19 protein-coding genes and 1 pseudogene are annotated in these 21,897 nt (G+C 73.1%); 4 read left to right on the top strand and 16 right to left on the bottom strand.

Translation table 11 applies throughout. The annotated features are described in order from the left end of the window. Positions 1–121: 121 nt before the first annotated feature. The 3 genes and pseudogenes from FEF34_RS35140 to FEF34_RS35125 all read left to right on the top strand — a co-directional run. Positions 122–604 (top strand): annotated as a pseudogene (locus FEF34_RS35140) (ABC transporter permease); the annotation flags it as partial. Between the two features lie 1,423 nt (positions 605–2,027). Continuing rightward, a complete protein-coding gene (locus FEF34_RS35130) occupies positions 2,028–2,609 on the top strand; it encodes a carbonic anhydrase (RefSeq protein WP_138057916.1) in 582 nt (193 codons plus the stop codon). 8 nt (positions 2,610–2,617) lie between these two features. Further along, entirely contained in the window at positions 2,618–4,147 is a 1,530-nt protein-coding gene (locus FEF34_RS35125) for a SulP family inorganic anion transporter (RefSeq protein WP_138056767.1), read from the top strand. A 232-nt stretch (positions 4,148–4,379) separates the two neighbouring features. Here FEF34_RS35125 and hypE read toward each other — a convergent pair whose 3' ends face one another. From hypE to FEF34_RS35050, 16 genes are all read right to left on the bottom strand, one after another. Then, a complete protein-coding gene (gene hypE, locus FEF34_RS35120; RefSeq protein WP_407698372.1) occupies positions 4,380–5,369 on the bottom strand; it encodes a hydrogenase expression/formation protein HypE in 990 nt (329 codons plus the stop codon). Positions 5,370–5,439: 70 nt separating this feature from the next. Continuing rightward, on the bottom strand, positions 5,440–6,573 hold the full coding sequence (gene hypD, locus FEF34_RS35115) for a hydrogenase formation protein HypD (RefSeq protein ID WP_138056765.1): 1,134 nt from the start codon (positions 6,571–6,573) through the stop codon (positions 5,440–5,442). Then, positions 6,570–6,926 (bottom strand): HypC/HybG/HupF family hydrogenase formation chaperone, encoded by a 357-nt coding sequence (locus tag FEF34_RS35110; RefSeq protein ID WP_138056764.1) that lies wholly within the window; start codon positions 6,924–6,926, stop codon positions 6,570–6,572. The genes hypD and FEF34_RS35110 overlap by 4 nt, the downstream gene beginning before the upstream one ends. A 36-nt stretch (positions 6,927–6,962) precedes the next feature. Further along, positions 6,963–9,422 carry a carbamoyltransferase HypF gene (gene hypF / locus FEF34_RS35105; RefSeq protein WP_138056763.1) on the bottom strand — a complete coding sequence of 820 codons (2,460 nt, stop codon included), beginning with the start codon at positions 9,420–9,422 and terminating at the stop codon, positions 6,963–6,965. Further along, the gene (hypB, locus tag FEF34_RS35100; RefSeq protein ID WP_138056762.1) at positions 9,419–10,114 is read right to left on the bottom strand and encodes a hydrogenase nickel incorporation protein HypB; all 696 of its coding nucleotides are present in this window, start codon (positions 10,112–10,114) and stop codon (positions 9,419–9,421) included. The genes hypF and hypB overlap by 4 nt, the downstream gene beginning before the upstream one ends. 3 nt (positions 10,115–10,117) lie before the next feature. Then, positions 10,118–10,510, bottom strand: coding sequence for a hydrogenase maturation nickel metallochaperone HypA/HybF (locus FEF34_RS35095; protein ID WP_138056761.1), 393 nt, complete (start codon positions 10,508–10,510; stop codon positions 10,118–10,120). A 336-nt stretch (positions 10,511–10,846) separates the two neighbouring features. Continuing rightward, positions 10,847–10,954: a DUF6893 family small protein gene (locus tag FEF34_RS44380; RefSeq protein ID WP_392618218.1), complete on the bottom strand. Its 108-nt coding sequence runs from the start codon at positions 10,952–10,954 to the stop codon at positions 10,847–10,849. 11 nt (positions 10,955–10,965) lie between these two features. Further along, a complete protein-coding gene (locus FEF34_RS35090; protein WP_138056760.1) occupies positions 10,966–11,496 on the bottom strand; it encodes a hydrogenase maturation protease in 531 nt (176 codons plus the stop codon). After that, positions 11,493–12,908, bottom strand: a complete 1,416-nt coding sequence (locus FEF34_RS35085; protein WP_138056759.1) for a hypothetical protein — start codon at positions 12,906–12,908, stop codon at positions 11,493–11,495. Before FEF34_RS35085 ends, FEF34_RS35090 begins: the two co-directional genes overlap by 4 nt. Then, positions 12,905–13,546 carry a DUF6084 family protein gene (locus tag FEF34_RS35080; protein WP_138056758.1) on the bottom strand — a complete coding sequence of 214 codons (642 nt, stop codon included), beginning with the start codon at positions 13,544–13,546 and terminating at the stop codon, positions 12,905–12,907. The genes FEF34_RS35085 and FEF34_RS35080 overlap by 4 nt, the downstream gene beginning before the upstream one ends. Further along, positions 13,543–14,208 (bottom strand): DUF5947 family protein, encoded by a 666-nt coding sequence (locus FEF34_RS35075; protein ID WP_138056757.1) that lies wholly within the window; start codon positions 14,206–14,208, stop codon positions 13,543–13,545. Before FEF34_RS35075 ends, FEF34_RS35080 begins: the two co-directional genes overlap by 4 nt. Further along, positions 14,205–14,792 carry a hypothetical protein gene (locus FEF34_RS35070; RefSeq protein WP_138056756.1) on the bottom strand — a complete coding sequence of 196 codons (588 nt, stop codon included), beginning with the start codon at positions 14,790–14,792 and terminating at the stop codon, positions 14,205–14,207. Before FEF34_RS35070 ends, FEF34_RS35075 begins: the two co-directional genes overlap by 4 nt. Next, positions 14,789–16,567 carry a nickel-dependent hydrogenase large subunit gene (locus FEF34_RS35065; RefSeq protein ID WP_138056755.1) on the bottom strand — a complete coding sequence of 593 codons (1,779 nt, stop codon included), beginning with the start codon at positions 16,565–16,567 and terminating at the stop codon, positions 14,789–14,791. Before FEF34_RS35065 ends, FEF34_RS35070 begins: the two co-directional genes overlap by 4 nt. Positions 16,568–16,639: 72 nt before the next feature. Beyond that, positions 16,640–17,734, bottom strand: a complete 1,095-nt coding sequence (locus FEF34_RS35060; RefSeq protein WP_138056754.1) for an NADH-quinone oxidoreductase subunit B family protein — start codon at positions 17,732–17,734, stop codon at positions 16,640–16,642. Positions 17,735–17,792: 58 nt separating this feature from the next. Then, positions 17,793–19,502, bottom strand: a complete 1,710-nt coding sequence (locus tag FEF34_RS35055; protein ID WP_138056753.1) for an enoyl-CoA hydratase-related protein — start codon at positions 19,500–19,502, stop codon at positions 17,793–17,795. Between the two features lie 201 nt (positions 19,503–19,703). Beyond that, a complete protein-coding gene (locus FEF34_RS35050) occupies positions 19,704–19,994 on the bottom strand; it encodes a hypothetical protein (RefSeq protein ID WP_138056752.1) in 291 nt (96 codons plus the stop codon). 543 nt (positions 19,995–20,537) lie between these two features. Here FEF34_RS35050 and FEF34_RS35040 point away from each other — a divergent pair. Further along, positions 20,538–21,806 (top strand): Tm-1-like ATP-binding domain-containing protein, encoded by a 1,269-nt coding sequence (locus FEF34_RS35040; protein WP_138056751.1) that lies wholly within the window; start codon positions 20,538–20,540, stop codon positions 21,804–21,806. Positions 21,807–21,897 lie beyond the last annotated feature (91 nt).

Genomic DNA, 21,897 nt, shown 5'->3' with positions numbered 1-21,897 from the left:
GTGCCATCTTCTGTCATGCCCACATCCAGCCGGGCTCGACGGTCGTCGCCCGTCGCCGGCCGCCGTCTCCACCGTCGGTCTGCGCAAGTCCTACGGCGGCAAGACCGTCCTCGACGGCATCGTGGCGATCCACCGCGGATCGGTGCTCATCGGGCACGTCGTCGGCAGCGTGCTGCAGTGCGTGGTGAGCGTGGTCCTCGTCGGGGCCGTCGCCGTGGCCATCGGGTTCCGGGCCGTGGACGCCACGGCCCTGGAGTGGGTCCTGGCCGTGGGGCTGCTGGCACTCGTCTCCACGGCGCTCACCTGGATCGCGGTCGGGATGGGCCTCTCGAGCCCCAACGCCGAGGCGGCCGGCAACAACGCCCTGCCGCTGATGGTCCTGCCACTGCTCTCCAGTGCGTTCGTGCCGGTCGATGCGATGCCGGGCTGGTTCCGGCCGTTCGCCGAGTACCAGCCCTTCACCCCGGCCGTCGAGACCCTGCGCGGACTGCTGCTCGGCACCGGGATCGGCCACAACGGATGGCTCGCCGTCGCCTGGTGCCCGGGCCTGGCAGCGCTCGGCCACTCCTGGTCCACGTCCCTGTTCGGCCGCGACCCGAAGTAGCGGGGGAAGGGCCGGCCCGCGGGGCGTGGCCGCGGGTGTTCCGCGGCCGGGGCGGCGTACCCCGACACCTCGTCGGCGTACGCCGCCCCGTCGGTGTTGCCCCTGCCGTCCCGGGCCGGGAAGACCCCTCCCGGCCCGGGGGAACGCACGGTGCAGCGGCTCGCGGCCGACGTGCTGCGCTCCGCGCGGGTGCGGCGGAGTCGTACGTGGCCCCGGTTCCCCGGGCCGCTGCTCAGCGTTCCGTACCCGGACCCGGAACGGTCGGCGGAATCGGCCCGGTGTCGACGGCGGCTCTGACGGCTGCGTGGGCGCGCTGCGAACATCTGCCGGTCGCCCGACGTGCAAGTTGGTCGTGAGCGGAGGCGGCAAGGCCCCGCAGCCGGCGAGGACCGCCATCGGCGCCGGGAACGTGGCCGGCTGATCTGCTCCGTCGGCCCCAACCGGCATGCCTTGACGCGGCGTTCGCACACCACGAGGTCAACAGCCGGACTCTGCCGGCTCTTTCGCGCCCGGCACGGTTCCGCTGAAGCGGGCCGAGGCGTACTGCCGTGCGGCGGTGCGGGCGCCGCAACGCCGGGCGGTCCTGCGGCCCGTCGGCGGGGCAGCCGCCCTTCGCCCCTGCCGCAGCCCTTCCGGATGCAACCGCCGAACACTTCAGGGGCGCACGGAACCCTCGCGCACGCCCCTGGTTCACAGCGAAAGCCCCAGGCCAACAGCCGTTTCCCGACAGCCGAACGACCTTTTTCGGGCGCTCTTCGATCCGCAACCGCGAGTTAACGCTGCAAACAGCTTCCCCTGGATAACGTGTGGCTTGACCAGTTGTTGACCTGCCCTTTGGCCTGTCATTGGGCTGGACTCGTATGGCACGAAGGGGGCGCATGAGCACAGGTATGACGGCCCGGACCGCGAGCTCGGCCTTCGTCGTCGCTCTGCTCGCCCTGTTCGCGCCGGCGCTCGCCCTGGTCCTGCCGGCATCCGTCACTCCCCATCCACCTCCGTCGCCACCCCAGGCCAGGCTGATGACGGAGCGTCAACCGGCGGCCCGTGCCGATGCCGGACCGGGCGGGCCCCCGGTCCTGGCCCCAGGCAACGCGACGCACCCCGCCTGCGACGACGGCACCCCGTCCGAACGGCCGGGGGACCTCGCGCGCACCCGCGACCGGCACCCGGTCCCCGCGGGCGACGCTGCACGCCGGGGCCCGGCATCACCACGTGGAGGTCCCGCCCCCGCGGCCGCCCCGCGGGCGGGCGGCGGCAGCACCGCGAGCGCTTCGCCGGGATGCGGGAGACGCCCGACTGCCCACGCCCCCGCGGTCCTTCAGGTCCTCCGCTGCTGACAGCGGCGGAGTCCGGCACCACCCTGTCCTGCACGTCCGACGCGCCACCCCCACGGCGCGCCAGGAGGAGTACCACCATGCAGCACATGCAGCCCCTCATCGACAACGCCCGCACGTTCGGACAGCGCCCTGAGGAGTTCGCCGAGCTTGGCCAGGGCCAGTCCCCCCAGGTCCTCTTCGTCACCTGTTCCGACTCCCGGGTCGTCCCGGCCCTGATCACCGGGGCGCGTCCGGGCGATCTCTTCGAGCTGCGCACCGCGGGCAACATCGTGCCCCCGTACGATTCCGCCCACCCCGCGAGCGAGACGGCCACCGTCGAGTACGCCGTGGAGGTCCTCGGCGTCCGTGACATCGTGGTCTGCGGCCACTCGCACTGCGGCGCCGTCGGCGCCCTGGTGCGCGGCGACGACCTCGACGGCGTACCCGCCGTCCGTGACTGGCTCGCCCACGCGGCCGGCGAACCGGACGCCGCGGACCCCGGCGACCCGTGTGTGGAACGCGCGGTCACCCACCACGTCCTGTCCCAGCTGCTGCGCCTGCGCTCGTACCCGTGCGTGGAGAAGCGCCTGACCGACGGCACCCTGACTCTGCACGGCTGGTACTACGAGGTCCACACCGGCGCGGTGCGCGAACACCGTCCGGAATCCGACGCGTTCGAGGCGCTGTGAGGCCGTTCATGAGCACGAGCCCAAGCCCGGAGGCGAACGCCGGAACGGCACGCGAGCGTAGGTACCCTCATCTGAGGCAGGACTTCGCCGCCTCCCTGGTGGTCTTCCTGGTCGCCCTGCCGCTGTGCGTGGGTGTCGCCGTCGCCTCCGGCGTCCCGGCCGAACTGGGCCTGGTCACCGGAATCGTGGGCGGTGTCCTGACCGGACTCATGCGGGGCAGCAGCCTCCAGGTATCCGGCCCGGCCGCAGGCCTGACCGTCCTCGTCTTCGAGGCGGTCCAGGAGTTCGGCCTCCCCGCTCTCGGCGTCGTCGTCCTGGTCAGCGGTGTGCTCCAGACCCTCATGGGCGCCCTGAGGCTGGGCCGCTACTTCCGCGCGATCTCCCTCTCCGTGGTCGAGGGCATGCTCGCCGGGATCGGCCTGGTCCTGATCGCCGGGCAGACGTACTCCGTCATCGGCGCCGAGGCCCCGGACTCCGGCATCGGCAAGCTCACCGGCCTGCCCGCGGCACTCGTCGGCGCCGCCCGGGACGACCGGGCGCTGATCTCCCTCGGCATCGGCGCCGGCACCATCGCCGTCCTGGTGCTGTGGCGGTGGATGCCACGGCCGATGCGCAGTGTCCCCGGCCCGCTCGCCGCCGTCGGCCTGGCGGCCCTCGTCGCCCTGCTGCCCGGCGTCGACGTGGCCACCGTCGAGGTCCAGGGCCTCCTCGACGCCGTCCAGCCGCCCCCGCTGGGCGAGTTCGGGAATCTCGGCACCCTCGCCCTGCTCGGCACGATCGTCGCGTTCACCCTGATCGCGTCCGCCGAGTCCCTCTTCAGCGCGGCGGCCGTGGACCGCATGCACGACGGTCCACGCACCGCGTACGACAGGGAACTCGTCGCCCAGGGAGCGGGCAACGCCGTGTGCGGCGCCCTCGGCGCCCTGCCCATGACCGCGGTGATCGTACGCAGCGCGGCCAACGTCCGGTCGGGCGCACGCACCAAGGCGTCGCGCGTCCTGCACGGTGTGTGGCTGCTGCTCTTCGCCGCGCTCCTGCCGGACGTCCTCGCCTGCATCCCGATTCCCGCACTCGCGGGGGTCCTGGTCCACGCCGGTGCCAAGCTCGTCCCCGTCGGCGCGCTCGCCGCGCTCTGGCGGGAGAACCGCGGCGAGGCCGTCATCCTCGTCGTCACCGCCACGGCGATCGTCGCCGTCAGCATGTTCGAGGGCGTACTCATCGGCGTGGCCCTGTCGGTCGTCAAGACGGCCTGGGAGACCTCCCACGTCCGGCTGGAGGTCGTCGACAAGGGTGCCGGCCCCGTCCAGGCGTACCTCTCCGGCAACGCGACCTTCCTGCGCCTGCCGAAGATACTCGACAATCTGGAGGCCCTCCCCCAGGACCGGCCCGTCGAGCTCGACATCTCCGGCCTCCACCACCTCGACCACGCCTGCCGCTCCGCGCTGGAGAACTGGAGGGAACGGCACACCGGGACCGGCACCCCACCGGTCAGGGTCACCACGGGTGCGGGCGAGGACCTCGTCAAGTCCGGCGTCTGACGGCCCGGTTCGGGTACGCAGCGAGTGGCGGAGCCGCGTCCTCCCGGAAGGGGGCGCGGCTCCGGCGCTTCGGGCCGGGGCCGATGCGGCCGCCCGTCGCCCTTGCGATCCGGTCGCCCGGGGAGGAGAGGTGCCCGGCACAGAGGGCGGCCTCACGAACACGGACGGCGCACCCCACGCCCGCGGGGTGCGCCGTCCGTACCGGGCCGCCGCGGTGGCCGGTCGCCCGTGGTCAGCAGATGCGGGGCAGCTGCTCGCCGAGCGGCAGATCCACGACGCGCGTGCCTCCCAGCCCCGTACGGGCGACCACCATCCCGGGGTGGCTGTCCACCGCCTCGCCGATCACCGCCGCCTCCCTGCCGAGCGGGTGCGCGCGCATGGCCGCCAGTACGGCGTCGGCGTGCTCACGGGGCACGAACGCGACGAGCTTCCCCTCGTTGGCGACGTACATCGGGTCCAGGCCGAGCACGGCGCAGGCGTTGGCCACCGGGGCCGGGACCGGGACGGACCGCTCCTGGACGACGACGCCCGCGCCGGACGCCGACGCGATCTCGTTGAGCGCGGCGGCCAGTCCCCCACGGGTCGGGTCGCGCAGCACGTGCAGATCCTCCGTGACGGCGAGCATCGCCTCGACGAGACCGGCGAGGGCCGCGCAGTCGCTCTCGATCTCGACCCCGAACTCCAGCCCCTCGCGCACGCTCATGATGGCCACGCCGTGGACGCCGATCGGGCCGCTCACGATCACCACGTCACCGGGCACCACACGCTGCGGCCGCAGGTCGACGCCCCGCGGGATGAGGCCGATGCCGGAGGTGTTGATGAAGACGCCGTCGCCGTGGCCCGCTTCGACGACCTTGGTGTCGCCGGTCGCCACCTCCACGCCCGCCGCACGGGCCGCCGCGCCGAGCGCCTCGGCCACCCGCCGTACGACCTCGGTCTCGACGCCCTCCTCCAGGATGAACCCGCAGGACAGGTAGGCGGGCCGGGCACCGCTCATGGCGAGGTCGTTGACGGTGCCGTTGACGGCGAGGTCCCCGATGCTCCCGCCGGGGAAGAACAGCGGGCGCACCACGAAGGAGTCGGTCGAGAACGCGAGCCGCGCACCGCCCAGTTCGACGGCCGCGGAGTCGCCCATGGCGGACAGCGCGGGTCCGCCGTAGGCGGGGGCGAACACCTCGCGGACCAGTTCGGCGGAGAGGGCTCCGCCGCCGCCGTGGCCCATCACCACCCGGGACCGGTCGCGGTGCGGCAGCGGGCACGTCCACGCGAGGACGTCCGGGGCTTCGGTGGTCTCAGACAACGGGACTCCCCTCGGGGGAACGCGTGACGGCGGCCGGCAGGTCCAGCCGCCGGTAGAGGTAGTAGGCCGCGCAGGCGCCCTCGCTGGAGACCATCGTGGCGCCGAGCGGGGTGCGCGGCGTGCAGACGGTGCCGAACGCCTCGCACTCGTGGGGCTTCAGCAGCCCCTGCAGGACCTCGCCGCTGCGGCAGGCCGCGGGTTCGCGGGTGTCGATGCCGGTGACCTGGAAGCGGTGCTCGGCGTCGTACTCCCGGTACCGGGACGACAGCCGCCACCCGCTGTCGGGGATGACGCCGATGCCGCGCCACGCGCGGTCGGTGACCTCGAAGACGTCGGCGAGCATCGCGCGGGCCGCGGGGTTCCCCTCCGGCCGGACCGCCCGCGGGTAGGCGTTGTCCACGGTGTGTTCGCCGCGCTCCAGTTGCAGGACGGTGCGGCGTACACCCTCGAGGATGTCCAGCGGCTCGAAGCCCGTGACGACGATGGGGACCCGGTAACGCTCGGCGAGACCGGGGTACTCGTCGGTGCCCATGACGCTGCACACGTGTCCGGCCGCGAGGAACGCCTGGACGCGGCAGTTCGGCGACCTCATGATCGCCTCGATCGCGGGGGGCACCCGCACATGGGACACCAGCAGGCTGAAGTTCGGGATTCCGAGCCTGCGGGCCTGATACACCGTCATCGCGTTCGGCGGGGCGGTGGTCTCGAAGCCGATGCCGAAGAACACGACCTCCCGGTCCGGGTTCTGCTGGGCGACGCGAAGCGCGTCGAGCGGCGAGTACACCACCCTCACGTCACCGCCCTCGCCGCGTACCTGGAACAGATCGCGGCCGGTACCCGGCACCCGGAGCATGTCGCCGAAGGAGCAGAAGATCACCCCGGGGCGGGACGCGATCTCCAGGGCCTTGTCGATGACTTCCAGCGGGGTGACGCAGACGGGGCAGCCGGGGCCGTGGATCAGCTCGACCTCGTCCGGGAGGAGCTGGTCGATGCCGTGCCGGATGATGGTGTGGGTCTGGCCCCCGCACACCTCCATCAGCGCCCACGGCCGCGTCACGGCGGCACGGATCTCGTCGAGCAGCCGCTCGGCCAGGGCCGGGTCCTGGAACTCCTCGATGTACTTCATCGCCGGGCCTCCTTGAGGGAGTCGCCGGGCACGTCGGGCCCGGCGGGCCCGGCGGGCCCGGCGGGCCCGGCGGGCCCGGCGGGCCCGGCGGGCCCGGCGGGCCCGTCCGGGTCGCCGAACTCCTCCTGGAGGAGTCCGAGGTTCTCGAACAGTTCCAGGGTCCGCCTCGCCGACTCCTCGTCCAGCCGCTGCAGGGCGAATCCCACGTGGACGATGGCGTATTCACCGACCCGCAGGTCCGGCAGATACTCCAGGCACACCTCCTTGACGACCCCGCCGAAGTCGACGGTGGCCATGCGGGTGCCGTCCCGGTCCTCGATGTCCAGCACCCTGCCGGGTACCGCCAGGCACATGCGTCTCTCCTCGCTGTCGTGCTGTCTGCCGCCGCGTCATCCGGCGCCCCCCGCGGCACGGGCGGCCACGACGAGCTGGCCGAGCGCCAGCCCTCCGTCGTTCGGCGGGATCCGGTGGTGGCGCAGTACGGTGAAACCGTCCTCCCGCAGCCCGGCCGCGCACGCCGAGGAGAGCACCACGTTGGCGAACGCTCCCCCGGTCAGCGCCACGGTCTCCGGCCCGTGCCGCTCCCGGGCCGTGGCGCAGATCCTGCGGACCAGCGCGGCGACCGCGCCGTGGAAGCGCCCCGCGATCACGGACGCCGGCGTGCCCGCGCGCACGTCGTCGACGACCGCGGTCAGGACGGGTGCGGGGTCGGCGGTCATCGCGGCGGCGGTACCCCGGCCCGCCGGACGCAGCCCGAACGCGTACGGCTCACCCCAGGTGCCGTCCGCCAGGACCGCGGCGGCTTCGAGTTCGACCGCGGCCTGGGCCTCGTACCCCGCCACGTGGCACACGCCCGCGAGGGAGGAGACCGCGTCGAAGAGCCGGCCCATGCTGGAGGTCGGGACGCAGTTGAGGCCGCGCTCCAACTGCTTGTGCAGCAGAGGCAGTTCCTGCTCGGGGCAGGCGGCGGTGCAGGGCAGGTCGCCGCTCCAGCCGATACCGGCCGCGCGCAGATGGGCGAGTGCCATGCGGTAGGGGCGCTGCACGGACGCGTCGCCGCCGGGAAGCGGGACGTAGCCGAGGTGGGCGTGGCGGTGGAAGCCGTCGTAGTCGGCGAGCAGGACCTCGCCGCCCCACACGGCGCCGTCGTCCCCGTATCCGGTTCCGTCGAACGCGACGCCGATCACGGGGCGGCTGCCGTCGAGGCCGTGTTCGGCCATGGCGGAGGCGATGTGCGCGTGGTGGTGCTGAACGTGCACGACGGGCCGGCCCTCGGCGTTCTGCCGGGCCCACCGGGCGGAGCGGTAGCCGGGGTGGCGGTCGGCGGCGACCAGCTCCGGCCGCACTCCCGTGATCTCCTCCAGTTGCTCCTCCGCGCAGGCGAAGGCGTGCTGGGTGGCGAGGTCGTCCATATCGCCGACGTGCGCGGACAGCCATGCTCTGCGGCCGCTGCCCAGGCAGAAGGTGTTCTTGAGGTCTCCGCCGACGGCGAGGACGGGCGGGACCGGCAGCGGCAGGGTGACCGGCAGCGGGGCGTGCCCCCGGGAGCGGCGCAGGGTGAGGAGTTCCCCGTCGCAGACGCGCACCACCGAGTCGTCGCAGGGGACGTGGATGGGCCGGTCGTGCAGCAACCACGCGTCGGCCAGGTCCGCCAGCCGCTCCAGTGCCTCCTCGTCGTCGGTGACGATCGGTTCCCCGGCCACGTTCCCGCTGGTCATGACGAGTAGCCGGGGGCCGGTGCGTTCCTCGCCGGGAAGGCCGAGCAGCAGCTGGTGCAGGGGGGTGTAGGGCAGCATCACACCGAGGTCGGGACTGCCGGGGGCCACCCCCTCCACCGGCCGCGGGGCTCCGGGCGGGGCGTCAGCGGGAGGTACCCGGCGGCGCATGAGGACGATCGGCCGGGCCGGGCCGGTGAGCAGTTCACGCTCCTCGGCGCCCAGGTGGACCAGGTGCCCGATGTCCTCGACGTCCCTGGCCATCAGCGCGAACGGCTTGTCACCGCGGGCCTTGCGGCGGCGCAGCAGTGCCACGGCCCCCTTGTTGCCGGCGTCGCAGGCGAGGTGGTAGCCGCCGAGGCCCTTGACGGCGAGGATCGCCCCGTCGGACAGCAGTTCGCGGGCCTCCTGCAGCGGGTCGGCGACGACGGGCCCGCCGAGGCTGCGGTCGTTGGGGTTCGGAGCGACCACGTGCCGTGGACGGAGGCCGGGGGCGGCAGGGGCCACGATCATCCGCAGCCGCGGTCCGCAGGAGGGGCAGGCAACGGGCTGCGCGTGGAAGCGCCGGTCGCCCGGGTCGCCGTACTCCCGGGCGCAATCGGCGCACATGGGGAAGCCCGCCATCGTCGTGTGCTCGCGGTCGTAGGGCAGACCCGTGACGATGGTGAAGCGCGGGCCGCAGTGCGTACAGGTGATGAAGGGGTGCCGGTGGCGGCGGTCGGCCGGGTCGGCCAGTTCGCGCAGGCAGTCGGCGCAGGTGGCGGTGTCCGGGGAGACCAGGGTTCGCACGGGTCCGTCCCTGTCCGAGGCGACGATGAGGAACCCGCTGCCTCCGGTGACGGGGACCTCCCGGTCGTGGACGGACTCGACGAGTGCGAGGGGCGGGGCCTCCTCGGCGATCCGGGCGCAGAACCGGGCCACGGCGACCGATGCCCCCTCGACCTCGGCGACCACTCCGTCACCGGTGTTCGTCACATGGCCCGTCAGTTCCAGCCCCGTGGCGAGGCTGTGGAGGAACGGGCGGAAGCCGACCCCCTGGACCACGCCCCGCACGGTGACCCGGCGCCGCTGGACGGAAACGGGGGCGACGGGCCCGGGCCCGGAGGCGGCCGGGCCCGGCGCGGAGGTGGTCATGCCCGGGCCTGTGCCATCACCGGCATGTGGACCGCGGTGCCTTCCGCCGCGGCCAGCGCCCGGTCGAGGAGCGCTCCCGTGCCGGCGCCGGTACGGGCGGAGGTGAGGACCACGTCCACGCCCGGATTGACCTGCTCGACGTTGGCGCGGAAGGCGGCCTCGTCGAAGCCGACGGCCTCCGCGATGTCGGTCTTGGTGATGATCACGAGGTGGGCGAGGCCGAAGGCGGTGGGGTACTTCAGCGGCTTGTCCTCGCCCTCGGTGACGGAGGCGAGCACCACTCTCAGTGCCTCTCCGAGGTCGTACGAGGCGGGGCAGACGAGGTTGCCGACGTTCTCGACGAAGACCAGCCGGGTGTCCTCGGCCAGCCAGCCGTGGAGGTGCCCGGCGAGCATGTCGGCCTCGAGGTGGCAGAGACCGTCGGTGAGCACCTGCTTGACGGGGAGGCCGGAACGGGCGAGGCGTACGGCGTCGTTCTCGGTGGCGAGGTCGGCCGTGAGGGCCGCGGCCGTGACGCCCCGTTCCCGGGCCAGCAGGAGTTCGGCCTCGAGCAGGGCGGTCTTGCCGCTCCCGGGGCTGGACAGCACGTTGACGACGGTCGTCCCGCGCGCGGCCAGCTCCCTGCGCAGGACCTCGGCTGTCGCGTCGTTCTTGGCGAGCACCGCCTGCTGCAGATCGACAACACGGCACATGGGTCAGCCCTCCTCGGAGATCGGTTCGCGAACCCGGGGGCCCGCGGGGTCGTCGTGCCACTCCACGGCGGCGATCCGCAGTTCGCGGCCGGAGACCAGTTCCGCGGTGGCCAGGTCGCACACCGGGCAGATCAGCCGCGGCGGCATGCCCACCGCCCACTCGTCGTCGCACGGGGCGCAGCGGGCGAGGCCGGGGACCGTCTCGGTGACGAGTTCGGCTCCCTCGACGAGGGTTCCCGCACAGGCCAGTTGGAAGGAGAAGGCGAGCGCGTCGGGGACGACTCCGGCCAGCTCGCCGATCCGCAGGCGCACGGTGCGCACCGCGGTGGCGCCGTGCGATCGCGCCGCCTCCTCGACCTGGTCGACGACGGCGAGCGCGATGGACATCTCGTGCATCGGTCTCCGTCCTGCGCGGCGGTGGCCCGTTGTGCCCGGGGGCGGGCGTGACCGTGCCCATTACAGGTGCGCCCGCCGGGCCGCTCCGACCGGCGCGCCGACGGTGCCCGGTCGCGTCCGCCGTTCGGTGCAGCGGCCGCGGGCCGGGCGGCCGCCGGGTCCCGCCGCGCAGTGCGGGCCCGGATCCCACGGGTCGTGCCGCGCGACCCGCGTCCCTCGGGTCAGCACCGGATCCCGCGGGGGCTGGTCCCGCGGGTCACCGGCACGCGGGTCGGATCCCGCTTGTTCCGCAGGTGACGGCACGCGGGTCGGATCCCGCGAGTCACGCGGTGCGGGTCACATCCTGCGGATGCGGAGATAGCGCCTGATGTCCGGGAGGAATCCCTTGACGAGCGCGACGACCGCGGTGGCGGCGGCCGCGCCGCCGATGACCTTCTTGTTCATGGGTGTGCTCCTCATGTGAGACCGGTCGGTGCCGGGGCTGACTGGTGCACCAGGTCCGTGATCATGCGAACCGCTCCCGGTACGGCGGAGGCGACCTGCGGGCTGAGTCCGATCCCCTCCTCGACGCAGGCGGGTTCGCAGCCGACGACGAGGACGTGGCGGGGCGCTGCGGCGCCGGTACCGGCACAGAGCGTGTCCAGCAGGGCCAGTACGGCGTCGGGGGACATCCGGTGGCCGTCGAGGGCGACGGCGTCCGTGGGTGCGCCGGTGGCGCTGCCCGGGTCCGGCTCGACGAGGTAGAGCGTGCCCGGCTCGTCACCGCGGGCCGTCGCGTCGACCAGGACGAGGGTGTCGTACCCGTCCAGCAACCGGTACGCGAGGTGGACGCCGCGGATGCCGATGTCGGCGACCTCGACGTGGTCCGGCAGCGGTTGCCCGGCCAGCGCGCGCACGGTCTCGACGCCGAATCCGTCGTCGCCGAGGAAGATGTTGCCGACGCCGGCGACGAGGGTCCGGGGGCGGTCCTGCGCGGGGGCGTTCATGCGGTCTCCAGGGGTTCGACCTCGTCGGGCTGGAAGTAGAGGAACCGGCCCTGTTCGCGGCGGATGTCGGCACCGGGGTCGCCCTCGACGGTGACCGCGATGTGCACACCGCCGTCCACGTCGTGCAGCACGGCCTCGACCAGTGCGGTGCGGCCCTGCAGGAACAGGTCCTGCGCGTCGCTGTGCCGCAGGCCGGGCCGCAGCACGACCCGGCTTCCCGCGCCCACGGGGATGCCGTCCACCGTCACCCGGTCGTGCTCGGGGTCGACGCTCGTGTCGCCGCCCGGGTCCCACCAGGGGGTGTCGGGGCGGGCGGTGCCGCGGCCGGCGGCGAGGGGGTCCTCGTGCGGCGCGGGTCCGGTGACCTCCCGCAGGCTGCGGACGGCGCCGTGCAGCCGTTCGAGGACCTCCGCGGGCATGGTGTCGGCCAGGTCGATGACCGCGGCGGCCCGCTCGTCGGTGCCCCTGGCCTCGCGCTTCTCCTCGTCCGTGAGGGCCGCGGTGCGCAGGGCGAGGATCTCGTCGATCTCGGTGGCGTCGTAGAGGGCACCGGGGCTCTCCGGTGCGATGGCCGGATGGTCCTCGAGGATGATCGGCGACGACAGCACCAGGTCCGCTCGGCCGGGTTCGCCCGCGAGCACGGGCCAGGTGTGGAGGTTCCGGCAGGCCGCGACGGCTCCCTCGGCCCACTCCGGCGGGTCGGTCATGGACAGGAACGAGCCGCGGTCGAGGCAGAGCAGCAGATGGCTGGCGACGAGCGAGTACGGCAGCGCCGCGTCGCGGTCCCCGCCGGGCTGCGGCATCCAGCCACCGGTGTTCTCCACGACGGCCGTGAGCCGCATCGTCCGGTAGGGGCCGTCGAGTTCGGCGGCGGAGAGCCTCACGACGCCGCTGATCTCCTCCCGGCGGCGCAGGAGCCGGCCGACGGTGCGCCCCCCGCCGTCCAGGACCGGTTCGGTCTCCTCACGGGCGGGCCGGCTGAACGGGACGGCGACGCCCTCGCCCGCCAGGTCGGCGACGGGCGCGGTCAGTTCGACGCGTTCCTCGACTCCCTCGTCCCAGGGGACCAGGACCCGGTCTTCCAGGTCGAGTTCGCGGACGGTCTCGAAGCCGCCGTCCGCGGTGGCCCGCTGGACGGTGCGCCGCTGGGCGTGGAGGAAGCGGACCTCCACCGCGAGACGCGCGCCGGGCCGGGGCTCCATCAGGCACTCGGTGTGCTGGGCGTCGTGCTCCTCGCAGCGTGCGCTCCAGGCGGGCGGCACGAGCACCCCGAACTGCCAGCGAAGCCGGTTCTTGGCCGCCGAGGCCCGGTACGGGTACAGCACGTAGCCCTCGAAGAGGACCGCGTCGGCGACCTGGCGCGCGGTGGCGAGCCGGGCCTCGGTCTCGGGTGTGAAGACGGCGGTGGTCACGGGGCCGTCCTCCCGCCGGACGCGTCGAGCAGGGCTTCGACCGTGGACTCCCAGGAGGGCAGTGCCCGCCGCGAGCGGAAGGCGAGGAGGCTGTCCATGGTCTCCCGCGGCAGCCGGATCCAGCCGCAGCCCGGGAAGTGCTGGTCGACCATCTCCTGCCAGACCTTCACGGGCATCCGGAAAGCAGCCTCCCGGTCCCACGGCACCGGTTCGACGTGGAATCCGCCGGCGCCGGTGAAGGCGGTGCCGGAGAAGAGCATCAGCACCGGCACCTCGCCCTCGGACAGGGCGTGGGCGTAGCGGGTCGCGGCGACGTCCATGTCGTAGGTGCACGGCACGGGGAGATCGGTCTCGGTCTCACCGGTGAAGCCGGGCACCATGTGGGAGACCTGCGCGAACTGCAGCGGATGCATCGAGGTGCCCCAGCGCGAACGCTCGCCGAACAGGTCGTTCAGGCCCTCGGCCTCGGAGTCGGCGTAGCCGCGCCGGGCAGGTTCGATGCGCAACTGGCAGCGCAGGGCGAGGGCGTGGACGCGGGTTCCCGGCGACGCGGTGATGCGCAGCCGGAAGACGAGCGTCGGGCCGGCGGCGTACGGATCGGCCCGTACGTCCGTGCAGTGGAAGGTGAATTCGGTCATGCCCGGCTCCCCCGGAGCGGTGTGGCCCGCTGTCGTACGCGGTCGAAGAAGGCGTCGAGTTCGGCGCGGGCCTGGGGTCCGCCGTCGAAACCGTGCCAGGTGAGCCGCATCCGGCCCACGAGTTCGTAGGCGGTGTCGACCGGGACCAGATGGCACTCGGTGCGGCCGCCGGAGCGGCGCAGCAGCAGTGCCTCCACGTCGGGTTCCAGCATGCCGGCCAGTTCGGTCGCGGCCAGCACCGTCTCCCAGGACGACGGTTCCGGCTCGCTCTCGGTTGCGCCCGCGGGGCTCGGGTAGAGCGCGACGGGCCGTTCGAGCGCGGAGTTGTGGAAGAAGAAGGCGACGCCCACGGGGATCCGCAGCAGTTCCCAGGTGGTGTCGTCGATGCGGTGTCCGGGGTCGGTGAGATGGCGTGCGGGCACGGCCCGGAAGCGGCCCCGCGACGCGCCGGGCCGGTCGAGGAGCTGGGTGCACGGACCGCAGGCACAGGCCAGGGCCCGCTTCTCGATGTCGACCAGATGCCGGTGACACGCGTCGGGGAGGGCGGTACCGCACAGTTCGCAGCGTTCCTCTCGGGGCGTCCGGGGCGCCGTGAACCGGCGCAGTCCGCGCGGCCCCTGGGCGGGCCGCTGCCGCCCCGGACCCGTCGGGACCGCGCTCACGTCGCCGTGGCCGGCGCCCGGCCCGCGGCGGAACCACCGCCGGGCGGCCCTGCGCCGATCTGCAGGAGTGCCGGTTCGCGGGTGACGGGGTGGAGTTCCACGGCCGTCACCTCGGGCGCGAAGCAGGCGAGTGCCTCGACGGCCGCCTGCCGCGCGACTTCCTGGGTGCTCGGACAGCCGCATCCGGTGGAGCCGGTGAGGCGGAGCCGCAGGACGCCGGTGCTCTCGTCGTACCCGGCCGATTCGAGGGAGTGCCGCACCCCGCGCAGCGCACGCGCGATCCGCGTGGGCACGTCCTCGGGGTGCAGGTCGTGCAGAACCAGCAGGCCGCTGACGAGTTCGTCGCCGAGCAGCCCGGCGAGCGGCGCCGGGGGACGCCCTTCGGCGGGCTCGGCGTCCGCCGGGCGGGCGAGCAGTTCGACGGTCCTGGCCAGTCCGGCGCCGTAGAAGTCCATGAGGACCCGGACGAGTTCCTCGGCCGCCGAGCACGCCCGCTCGTCGCCGCCGGCGGCCAGCCGGTCGAGGATCTCCTCGACGCGGCGGCCCGCCTGCTCCGCACTGACCGTGCCCGTGACCGGGCTCATCCGGCGAGGCCGCTCAGTCCGGTGGGCACGTGCATCGACTTCACCGTCCGGCCGTCGCCCACGTACATGTGGACGCCGCACGGCAGGCACGGGTCGAAGCTGCGGACGGCCCGCATGATGTCGATGCCCTTGAAGTTCTCCGGGGAGTTCTCCTCGAAGATGGGCGTGTTCTGCACGGCGTCCTCGTACGGGCCGGGGGTGCCGTAGGTGTCGCGGGTGCTCGCGTTCCACGGGGTCGGCGGGTAGGGGTGGTAGTTGGCGATCTTGCCGTCCCGGATGACCATGTGGTGGGAGAGGACGCCCCGGACGGCCTCGGTGAAACCGACTCCGATGGACTCGTCGGGCACGTCGAACTTCTCCCAGGTCTGGGTGCGTCCGGCGCGGACCTCCTCGAGGCCCTTCTCGGCGAAGTGCAGCGCGACGGCAGCGGAGTAGGCCTGGAAGTAGGTGCGGGCGCGGTTGCGCTCCAGCGCGTTGCTCCACTGCGGGATCCTCCACTCGAAGGTGGTCTCCGGCTTGGTGAGCGAGCGCGGCAGGTTGATGACGACGCTGTGCCCGGTGGCCTTGACGTAGCCGATGTCGACCAGGCCGGAGAGCGCGGTGGACCAGAGGCGGGCGATGGGGCCGCCGCCGGTGTCGAGCGGCAGGTACTCCTTGCCGTCGAACCAGCGCGGGGACATGACCCAGCTGTACTTGTCGCCGAAGTCCCGCTTCTGGGGGGCGGGGATGGTGTGCTGGTTCCACGGGTGCCGCGGGTCGACCGGGTTGCCGAGGGGGTCGTGGGTGACGAACTGCTCCTGGCCCTCCCAGTCCTCGTAGTACGAGCTGCCGAGCAGGATCCGGATGCCGAGGTTGATCTGGGTGAGGTCGTTCGTGACCAGCTTGCCGTCCACCACGACGCCGGGGGTGACGAACATCTTCCGTCCCCAGTCGGTCATGTTGGCGTAGGTGAAGTCGCAGTACTCGGGGTCGTTCAGGGCGCCCCAGCAGCCGAGGAGCACCCGGCGGCGGCCGACCTCCTCGTAACCGGGCAGGGCCTCGTAGAAGAAGTCGAACAGGTCGTCGTGGAGCGGGACGACACGCTTCATGAACTCCACGTAGCGCATGAGGCGGGACATGTAGTCCGTGAAGAGCTGTACGGAGGCGACCGTGCCGACGCCGCCCGGGTAGAGCGTGGAGGGGTGCACATGGCGGCCCTCCATCAGGCAGAACATCTCCCGGGTGTAGCGGCTGACCTGGAGGGCCTCGCGGTAGAACTCGCCCTCGATCGGGTTCAGGGAGGTCATGATGTCGGCGATGGTGCGGTAACCGTGCTCGGCGGCGTGCGGCGCCTCGGTGCGCTGCGCCATCTCCCAGACGCCCGGGTTGGTCTCGCGGACCATCTTCTCGCAGTAGTCGACCCCGACCAGGTTCTCCTGGAAGATGTTGTGGTCGAACATGTACTCGGCGGACTCGCCGAGGTTGATGATCCATTCGCCGAGGTGCGGCGGCTTCACCCCGTACGCCATGTTCTGCGTGTAGACGGAGCACGTGGCGTGGTTGTCACCGCAGATGCCGCAGATGCGGCTGGTGATGAAGTGGGCGTCGCGCGGGTCCTTGCCGCGCATGAAAACGCTGTAGCCGCGGAAGACCGACGAGGTGCTGTAGCACTCGGCGACCCGCTTCTGCTTGAAGTCGATCTTGGTGTGGATGCCGAGACTGCCCACGATCCTGGTGATCGGATCCCAGGACATCTCCACCAGGCCGTCACCGGCCGCTTGTGTCTTCGGTGCCATCGTGTGTGCGGTGCCCTTCTTCACGTCATCACGTCGTCGAGCGGGAGGGGGTGTCGCTGTCCCGGAGGGGGGTCACGTCGACCACGGGGGCCGGTAACCGGTGGTAATCTTGTCGCCCGTGTGCCGCCACTTGGGCTCCTTGTCCACGGTCCTGGCCGTGATGTTGCGGAGCCTGCGGATCACGGCACCGTAGGCGCCGCTCGCCGTGCTGGAGAGCTTGCCGCCGGGCGGCTCGTCCATGAACGGCATGAACTTGTCGGGGAAGCCCGGCATGGTGCAGGCGATGCAGATGCCGCCCACGTTGGGGCAGCCTCCGATCCCGTTCATCCAGCCGCGCTTGGGCACGTTGCACTTGACGACGGGCCCCCAGCAGCCGATCTTCACCAGGCACTCGGGCGAGTCGTACGTCTCGGCGAACTGGCCCTGCTCGTAGTAGCCGGCCCGGTCGCAGCCCTCGTGGACGGTCTGGCCGAACAGCCAGGTGGGGCGGAGCTTGTCGTCGAGCGGGATCATCGGTGCGGAGCCGGCCGCCTGGTAGAGCAGGTACGTCAGCGTCTCCGCGAAGTTGTCCGGCTGGATCGGGCAGCCGGGGACGCACACGATCGGGATGCCCGCCTTGGACTTCCAGTCCCAGCCGAGGTAGTCGGGTACACCCATGGCGCCGGTGGGGTTGCCGGCCATCGCGTGGATGCCGCCGTACGTGGCGCAGGTGCCGATCGCGACCACGGCGAGGGCGTTGGGGGCCAGCCGGTCGATCCACTCACTGGTGGTGATGGGCTGGCCGGTCTCGGGATCGTCGCCGAAGCCGCACCAGTACCCCTCCTGCTTGATCGACTCGTTCGGCACGGAGCCCTCGACGACGAGCACGAACGGGTCGATCTCCCCGCGCTCCCCCTTGAAGAACCACTCGATGAAGGTGTCCGCGCCACCCACCGGACCGCACTCGAAGTCGATCAGCGGCCAGTGGACCTGGATCTTCGGCAGACCCGGCAGGGCGCCGAGGGCGATCTCCTCGATGCTCGGCTGCATGGCGGCGGTCAGCGCGACCGAGTCTCCGTCGCAGCTCAGTCCGGCGTTGATCCAGAGGATATGGATCGGCTTGTCCTCGGCCGCGGCCGCGCCGGACGAGGCCGCGGCGTCGACCATGGTCGGCGTTCCTGCATCCATGAGGCGTCTCCTGGGGGATATCGCGACAAAAGACCCGTGATCGGGCCTTCGTCCCTTGCTAACAGGCGGCCGTACCGGCTGCCACCGCGGCCTCCTCCGGCCGGGTGTCCCGCGGTGGCTCCTTTCGGACGAAGGCCCGCCGCAGCCGGTGGTAGGGGGCGGTCGGGTCCGAGAAGGTCCGCAGCATCCGGGCGAGCTCGTCCGCGCGATACGCGGCCAGCGGCCGGACGGCCTCGTCGCGCTCCCGCTGCGCCTTCTTGGCGGCGATCCGGGACTGGGTCGAGGGATTCGGGGCGAGGCGTGCCGCCATCCGGGTGACCTCGCCCGCGAACTCCTCGGGGCCGCACTCGACGACCCGCTCGGCCAGACCGTGGCGGAGCGCGGCGGTCGCGGTCACCGGCAGGGCCTGGGAGGTGAGCCGTTCGGCCATGGGGCCGCCCACGCGCCGGGGCAGGGAGTACGTCCAGTACTCCGAGCCGTACAGCCCCATCAGCCGGTAGTGGGGGTTGAGGACCGCCCCCGCACGGCACCAGACCTCGTCGGCGGCCAGTGCGAGCATGACCCCGCCCGCGGCCGCGTTGCCGCCGACGGCGGCCACCACGAGACGGTCCGTGGTGGTGAGCACGGCCTCCACGAGATCGTCCATCGCGTTGATGTTGGCCCAGGACTCCGCCGCGGGGTCGGCGGCCGCCTCGATGACGTTGAGGTGGATGCCGTTGGAGAAGAAGTCCCGTGACGCCCCGAGGACCAGCACCGAGGTGGGCCGGGAGCAGGCCACCCGGTAGGCGTCGAGCAGCCGCCGGCAGTGCTCCGTGCTCATCGCGCCGCCGGGGAAGGAGAACGACAGCACCCCGACGGGCCCCTCCTCCCGGTAGCGGATGTCGCTCCAGGTACGGCGGTGTTCGCCGAGGCCGAGGGGCGCGGGGAGATCCGGCAGGAGCGGCAGCAGGTCCCCCAGCGCCAGGGTGGCGGGCAGCTTGACACCGGGCCGTCCCGCGGCGTCGCGGCGGGGCCGCAGTTCGGGGATCCACACGGCGCCGTCCGCGGTCGCCCGGCACAGGGCGCCGGCCCGGGTGGCGAGCAGCTCACCGGGGCGGCCGCGCAGCTGGTCCTCGGGGTGGCCGCCGTGCAGGAACCACTCGCCGTCCAGCAGTTCGTCGAGCACGCCCGGCTGCGAGTCCGCGGCGCGCAGCTTGCGCAGCACGGTCTCGGTGGAGTCGTCCTCCCAGGAGATGCGCCGGAGGTCCTGGCGGACGTACGGTCGGACGCTCACCTGGCCGTACCCGGCGCTCTGCGGCCGGGGCTCGTACGTGCCGGAGGAGAAGCGGTCGACGGCGAGCAGGACGGCGGTGAGGGCGGCGTCGGAGACCTCACCCCGGTAGAGATCGCTCTTGGCGAGGGGTGGGAGAGCGACGTTCGCGGTGGCCCACACGTCTCCGGCGTCCATCTCCCCGTCGGCCTGCAGGACGGTGACACCCCAGACCCCGGCGTCCTCCTGGACCGCGTAGTCCAGGGATGACGGACCCCGGTCGCCGACCGGGCCGGGGTGGACGACGAGACAGGTGTACCGGGTCCAGACGTCGGCCGGGATGACGGTCCTCAGCATGGGGGCGAGTACGAGGCGGGGCTCGTGCCGGCGGACGGCCTCGCGCACGGCGTCCCCGTCCGGGGTGCGCTCGACGGCGACGCTGTGGCCCCGGTCCCTCAGCTCCGCGTGGACGCGCTGGGTGAGGCTGTTGTAGGCGCTGGCGATGAGCAGGATGTGCATGACGGCCTTCCACCGGATCCGGCGGCTGGGCCGTGTCGGCGTCGGTGGCGCGGTCCGCCGGCGGGGCGGGGCTTCGCGGACACGGTCCAGGGCCGGCGAGTCCGGCCGACTGCGATGCTCCGGTACGGCGGACCGCCGCCTGCGGCACGGAGCCGCCGGGGTCACTCGAAAGCGACCACAGGCGGGACCGATCGGCGGCGCTCAGAGTGCGGTGTACCGCTCCGGCATGGGCAGTTCCACACCGTCCAGCTCCAGGGTGCAGCCGGGCTTCATCCGCACCAGGTGCGGCTGGTGGACCCGGACGACGAACTCCCGGGCCGGGTCGTCGGGGAGCAGGCCGCTGAGGACCGTCGTGCCCGTACCGTGCTCCCTCCGGTACTCGATCACTTTGCCGTCGACCAGGAGCTCGATGCCCCCGGTCCTTCCGGGGCCGACGTTGACGGTGATCGAGTGGCGGCCCCGTTCGAGGTGGAAGTGGTGGTTACGCGACATGGGCACACCTCCACGGTGAACAGCCAGTCCAGCGTAAGTCCGCCGCTCGGCGGGTGCGCGTGGTGCCCCGGGAACGGGGCCGGGACAGGGGCAGGGGCAGGGCGGGAGCGCGCCTGCGAGCGGCGGGAACGGGGCAGGGCGGGTGCGCGTGGGGGCGCCCGGCCGCCGGAACGGGCCGGGACAGGGCAGGAGCGCCCGGCGCACCCGTGGTTCGCCGTGGCGACCGGCCCGGGCGCGGCCGCTGCGGGACGACGACCGGATCGGCTCGGCCGATCCGCGCGACCCCTGCGACCGCGTGCTGTCGTGGGCCTGCGCCGGGCACTCCTTCGAGCCGGTGCACGGCCTGCCCACCGACGACCTGCCCGGACGCCTCCGCCGCGGCCCGGCGACCGGCCGACGGGCGCCGTGTGCGACACGTCGCTCCCGCGACGACACCGCCCGGTCCGGCTGATACCGCCGGAGCCGCCCGCGGCTGCCCTCGGCCACCGGGGACTGCCCGCGGGCACCCTTGTCGCTTTGTCGATTCTCGCGGACAGTACCGGGATGGCGATCGTGGTCCTTCTGGGCACCCTGGACACCAAAGGTCTCGAGTACGCGTGGCTTCGGGAGCGGCTGCTGCGGCACGGCGTCGGGGTGGTCGTCGTCGACGCCGGCGTCGCCGGCGAGCCGCGGCTGCGCGCGGACGTGCCGCGCTCCGAGGTGGCCCGGGCGGCGGGCGCGGACCTTGAGCGGCTGCGGGCCGAGGGGGACCGCGGCGCCGCCGTGACGACGATGGCCCGAGGTGCGGCCGCCATCCTCCTGCGGCTGTACGAGGACGGACGGCTGCACGGAGTACTGGCCCTCGGCGGAAGCGGCGGAACCTCCATCGCGACTCGCGCCATGCGCGGTCTGCCCCTCGGCGTACCGAAGCTGATGGTGTCGTCGATGGCGTCGGGCGAAGTGTCCGTATACGTCGGATCCACGGACATCACGATGATGTACAGCATCGTCGACATCGCCGGCGTCAACTCCGTCTCGGCCCCGCTCCTGGCCAACGCCGTCGACGCCGTCTCCGGGATGGCGAAGGGGTTCGCCGAGAACGCCCGGGCGGTGCGGCCGGAGCGGCTGGGGGCGGGCGGCAGGCCGCTGGTGGCGGCGAGCATGGCGGGCGTCACGACCCCAGGGGTCGACGCGGCCCGCGAGCGGCTGACCGAGCTCGGTTACGAGGTGCTCGTGTTCCACGCCAGCGGAACCGGCGGCCGCACCCTCGAAGCCCTGGCGGAGCAGGGGCTGTTCGCGGGCGTGCTGGACCTGACGCTCAGTGAGCTGGCGGACGAACTGGTCGGCGGCACCCTGACCGCCGGCCCCGACCGGCTGCGCGCCGCGGGCCGCCGGGGCACGCCCCAGGTCGTGAGCCTCGGCGCCCTCGATATGGTGAAGTTCGGGCCTCCCCACACCGTCCCGGAGCGGCTGCGCGACCGGGACGTGCGCGTGCACAACCCGTCCGTGACCGTGGTCCGCACGACCGCACGGGAGTGCTCCGAGCTCGGCCGGGGTATCGCGGAGAAACTGCGCGGCGCCCGGGGGCCGGCGGAGGTGTGCGTGCCGCTGCGCGGGCTGTCGACGCTCGGGGCGCCGGACGGCCCGTACCACGACCCGGCCGCCGACGCGGCCCTGTTCGCGGCGCTGCGGGAGGGGCTGGCGGGCAGCCCGGTGAAGACGGTGGACTTCCCCACCCACATCAACGATCCGTCCTTCGGCCGGGCCGCCGCCGAGCGGCTGCACGGACTGATCGCCCGCGCCGGCCGGACACCGGCCGCGGAACTCCCTTGACCGGCGGACCGCCGGGAACCGGCCGGTACCGTACGTGTGTCTGTTGTGGGGACGAAGGCGCGCGCGGCGCCGGCGGTGCGCTCCGGCCGCG

The sequence above is a fragment of the Streptomyces marianii genome (assembly GCF_005795905.1).
GTDB lineage: Bacteria > Actinomycetota > Actinomycetes > Streptomycetales > Streptomycetaceae > Streptomyces > Streptomyces marianii.
Note: the sequence above shows the minus strand (reverse complement) of the source record. Positions and strands in the feature narration are given on the sequence as shown.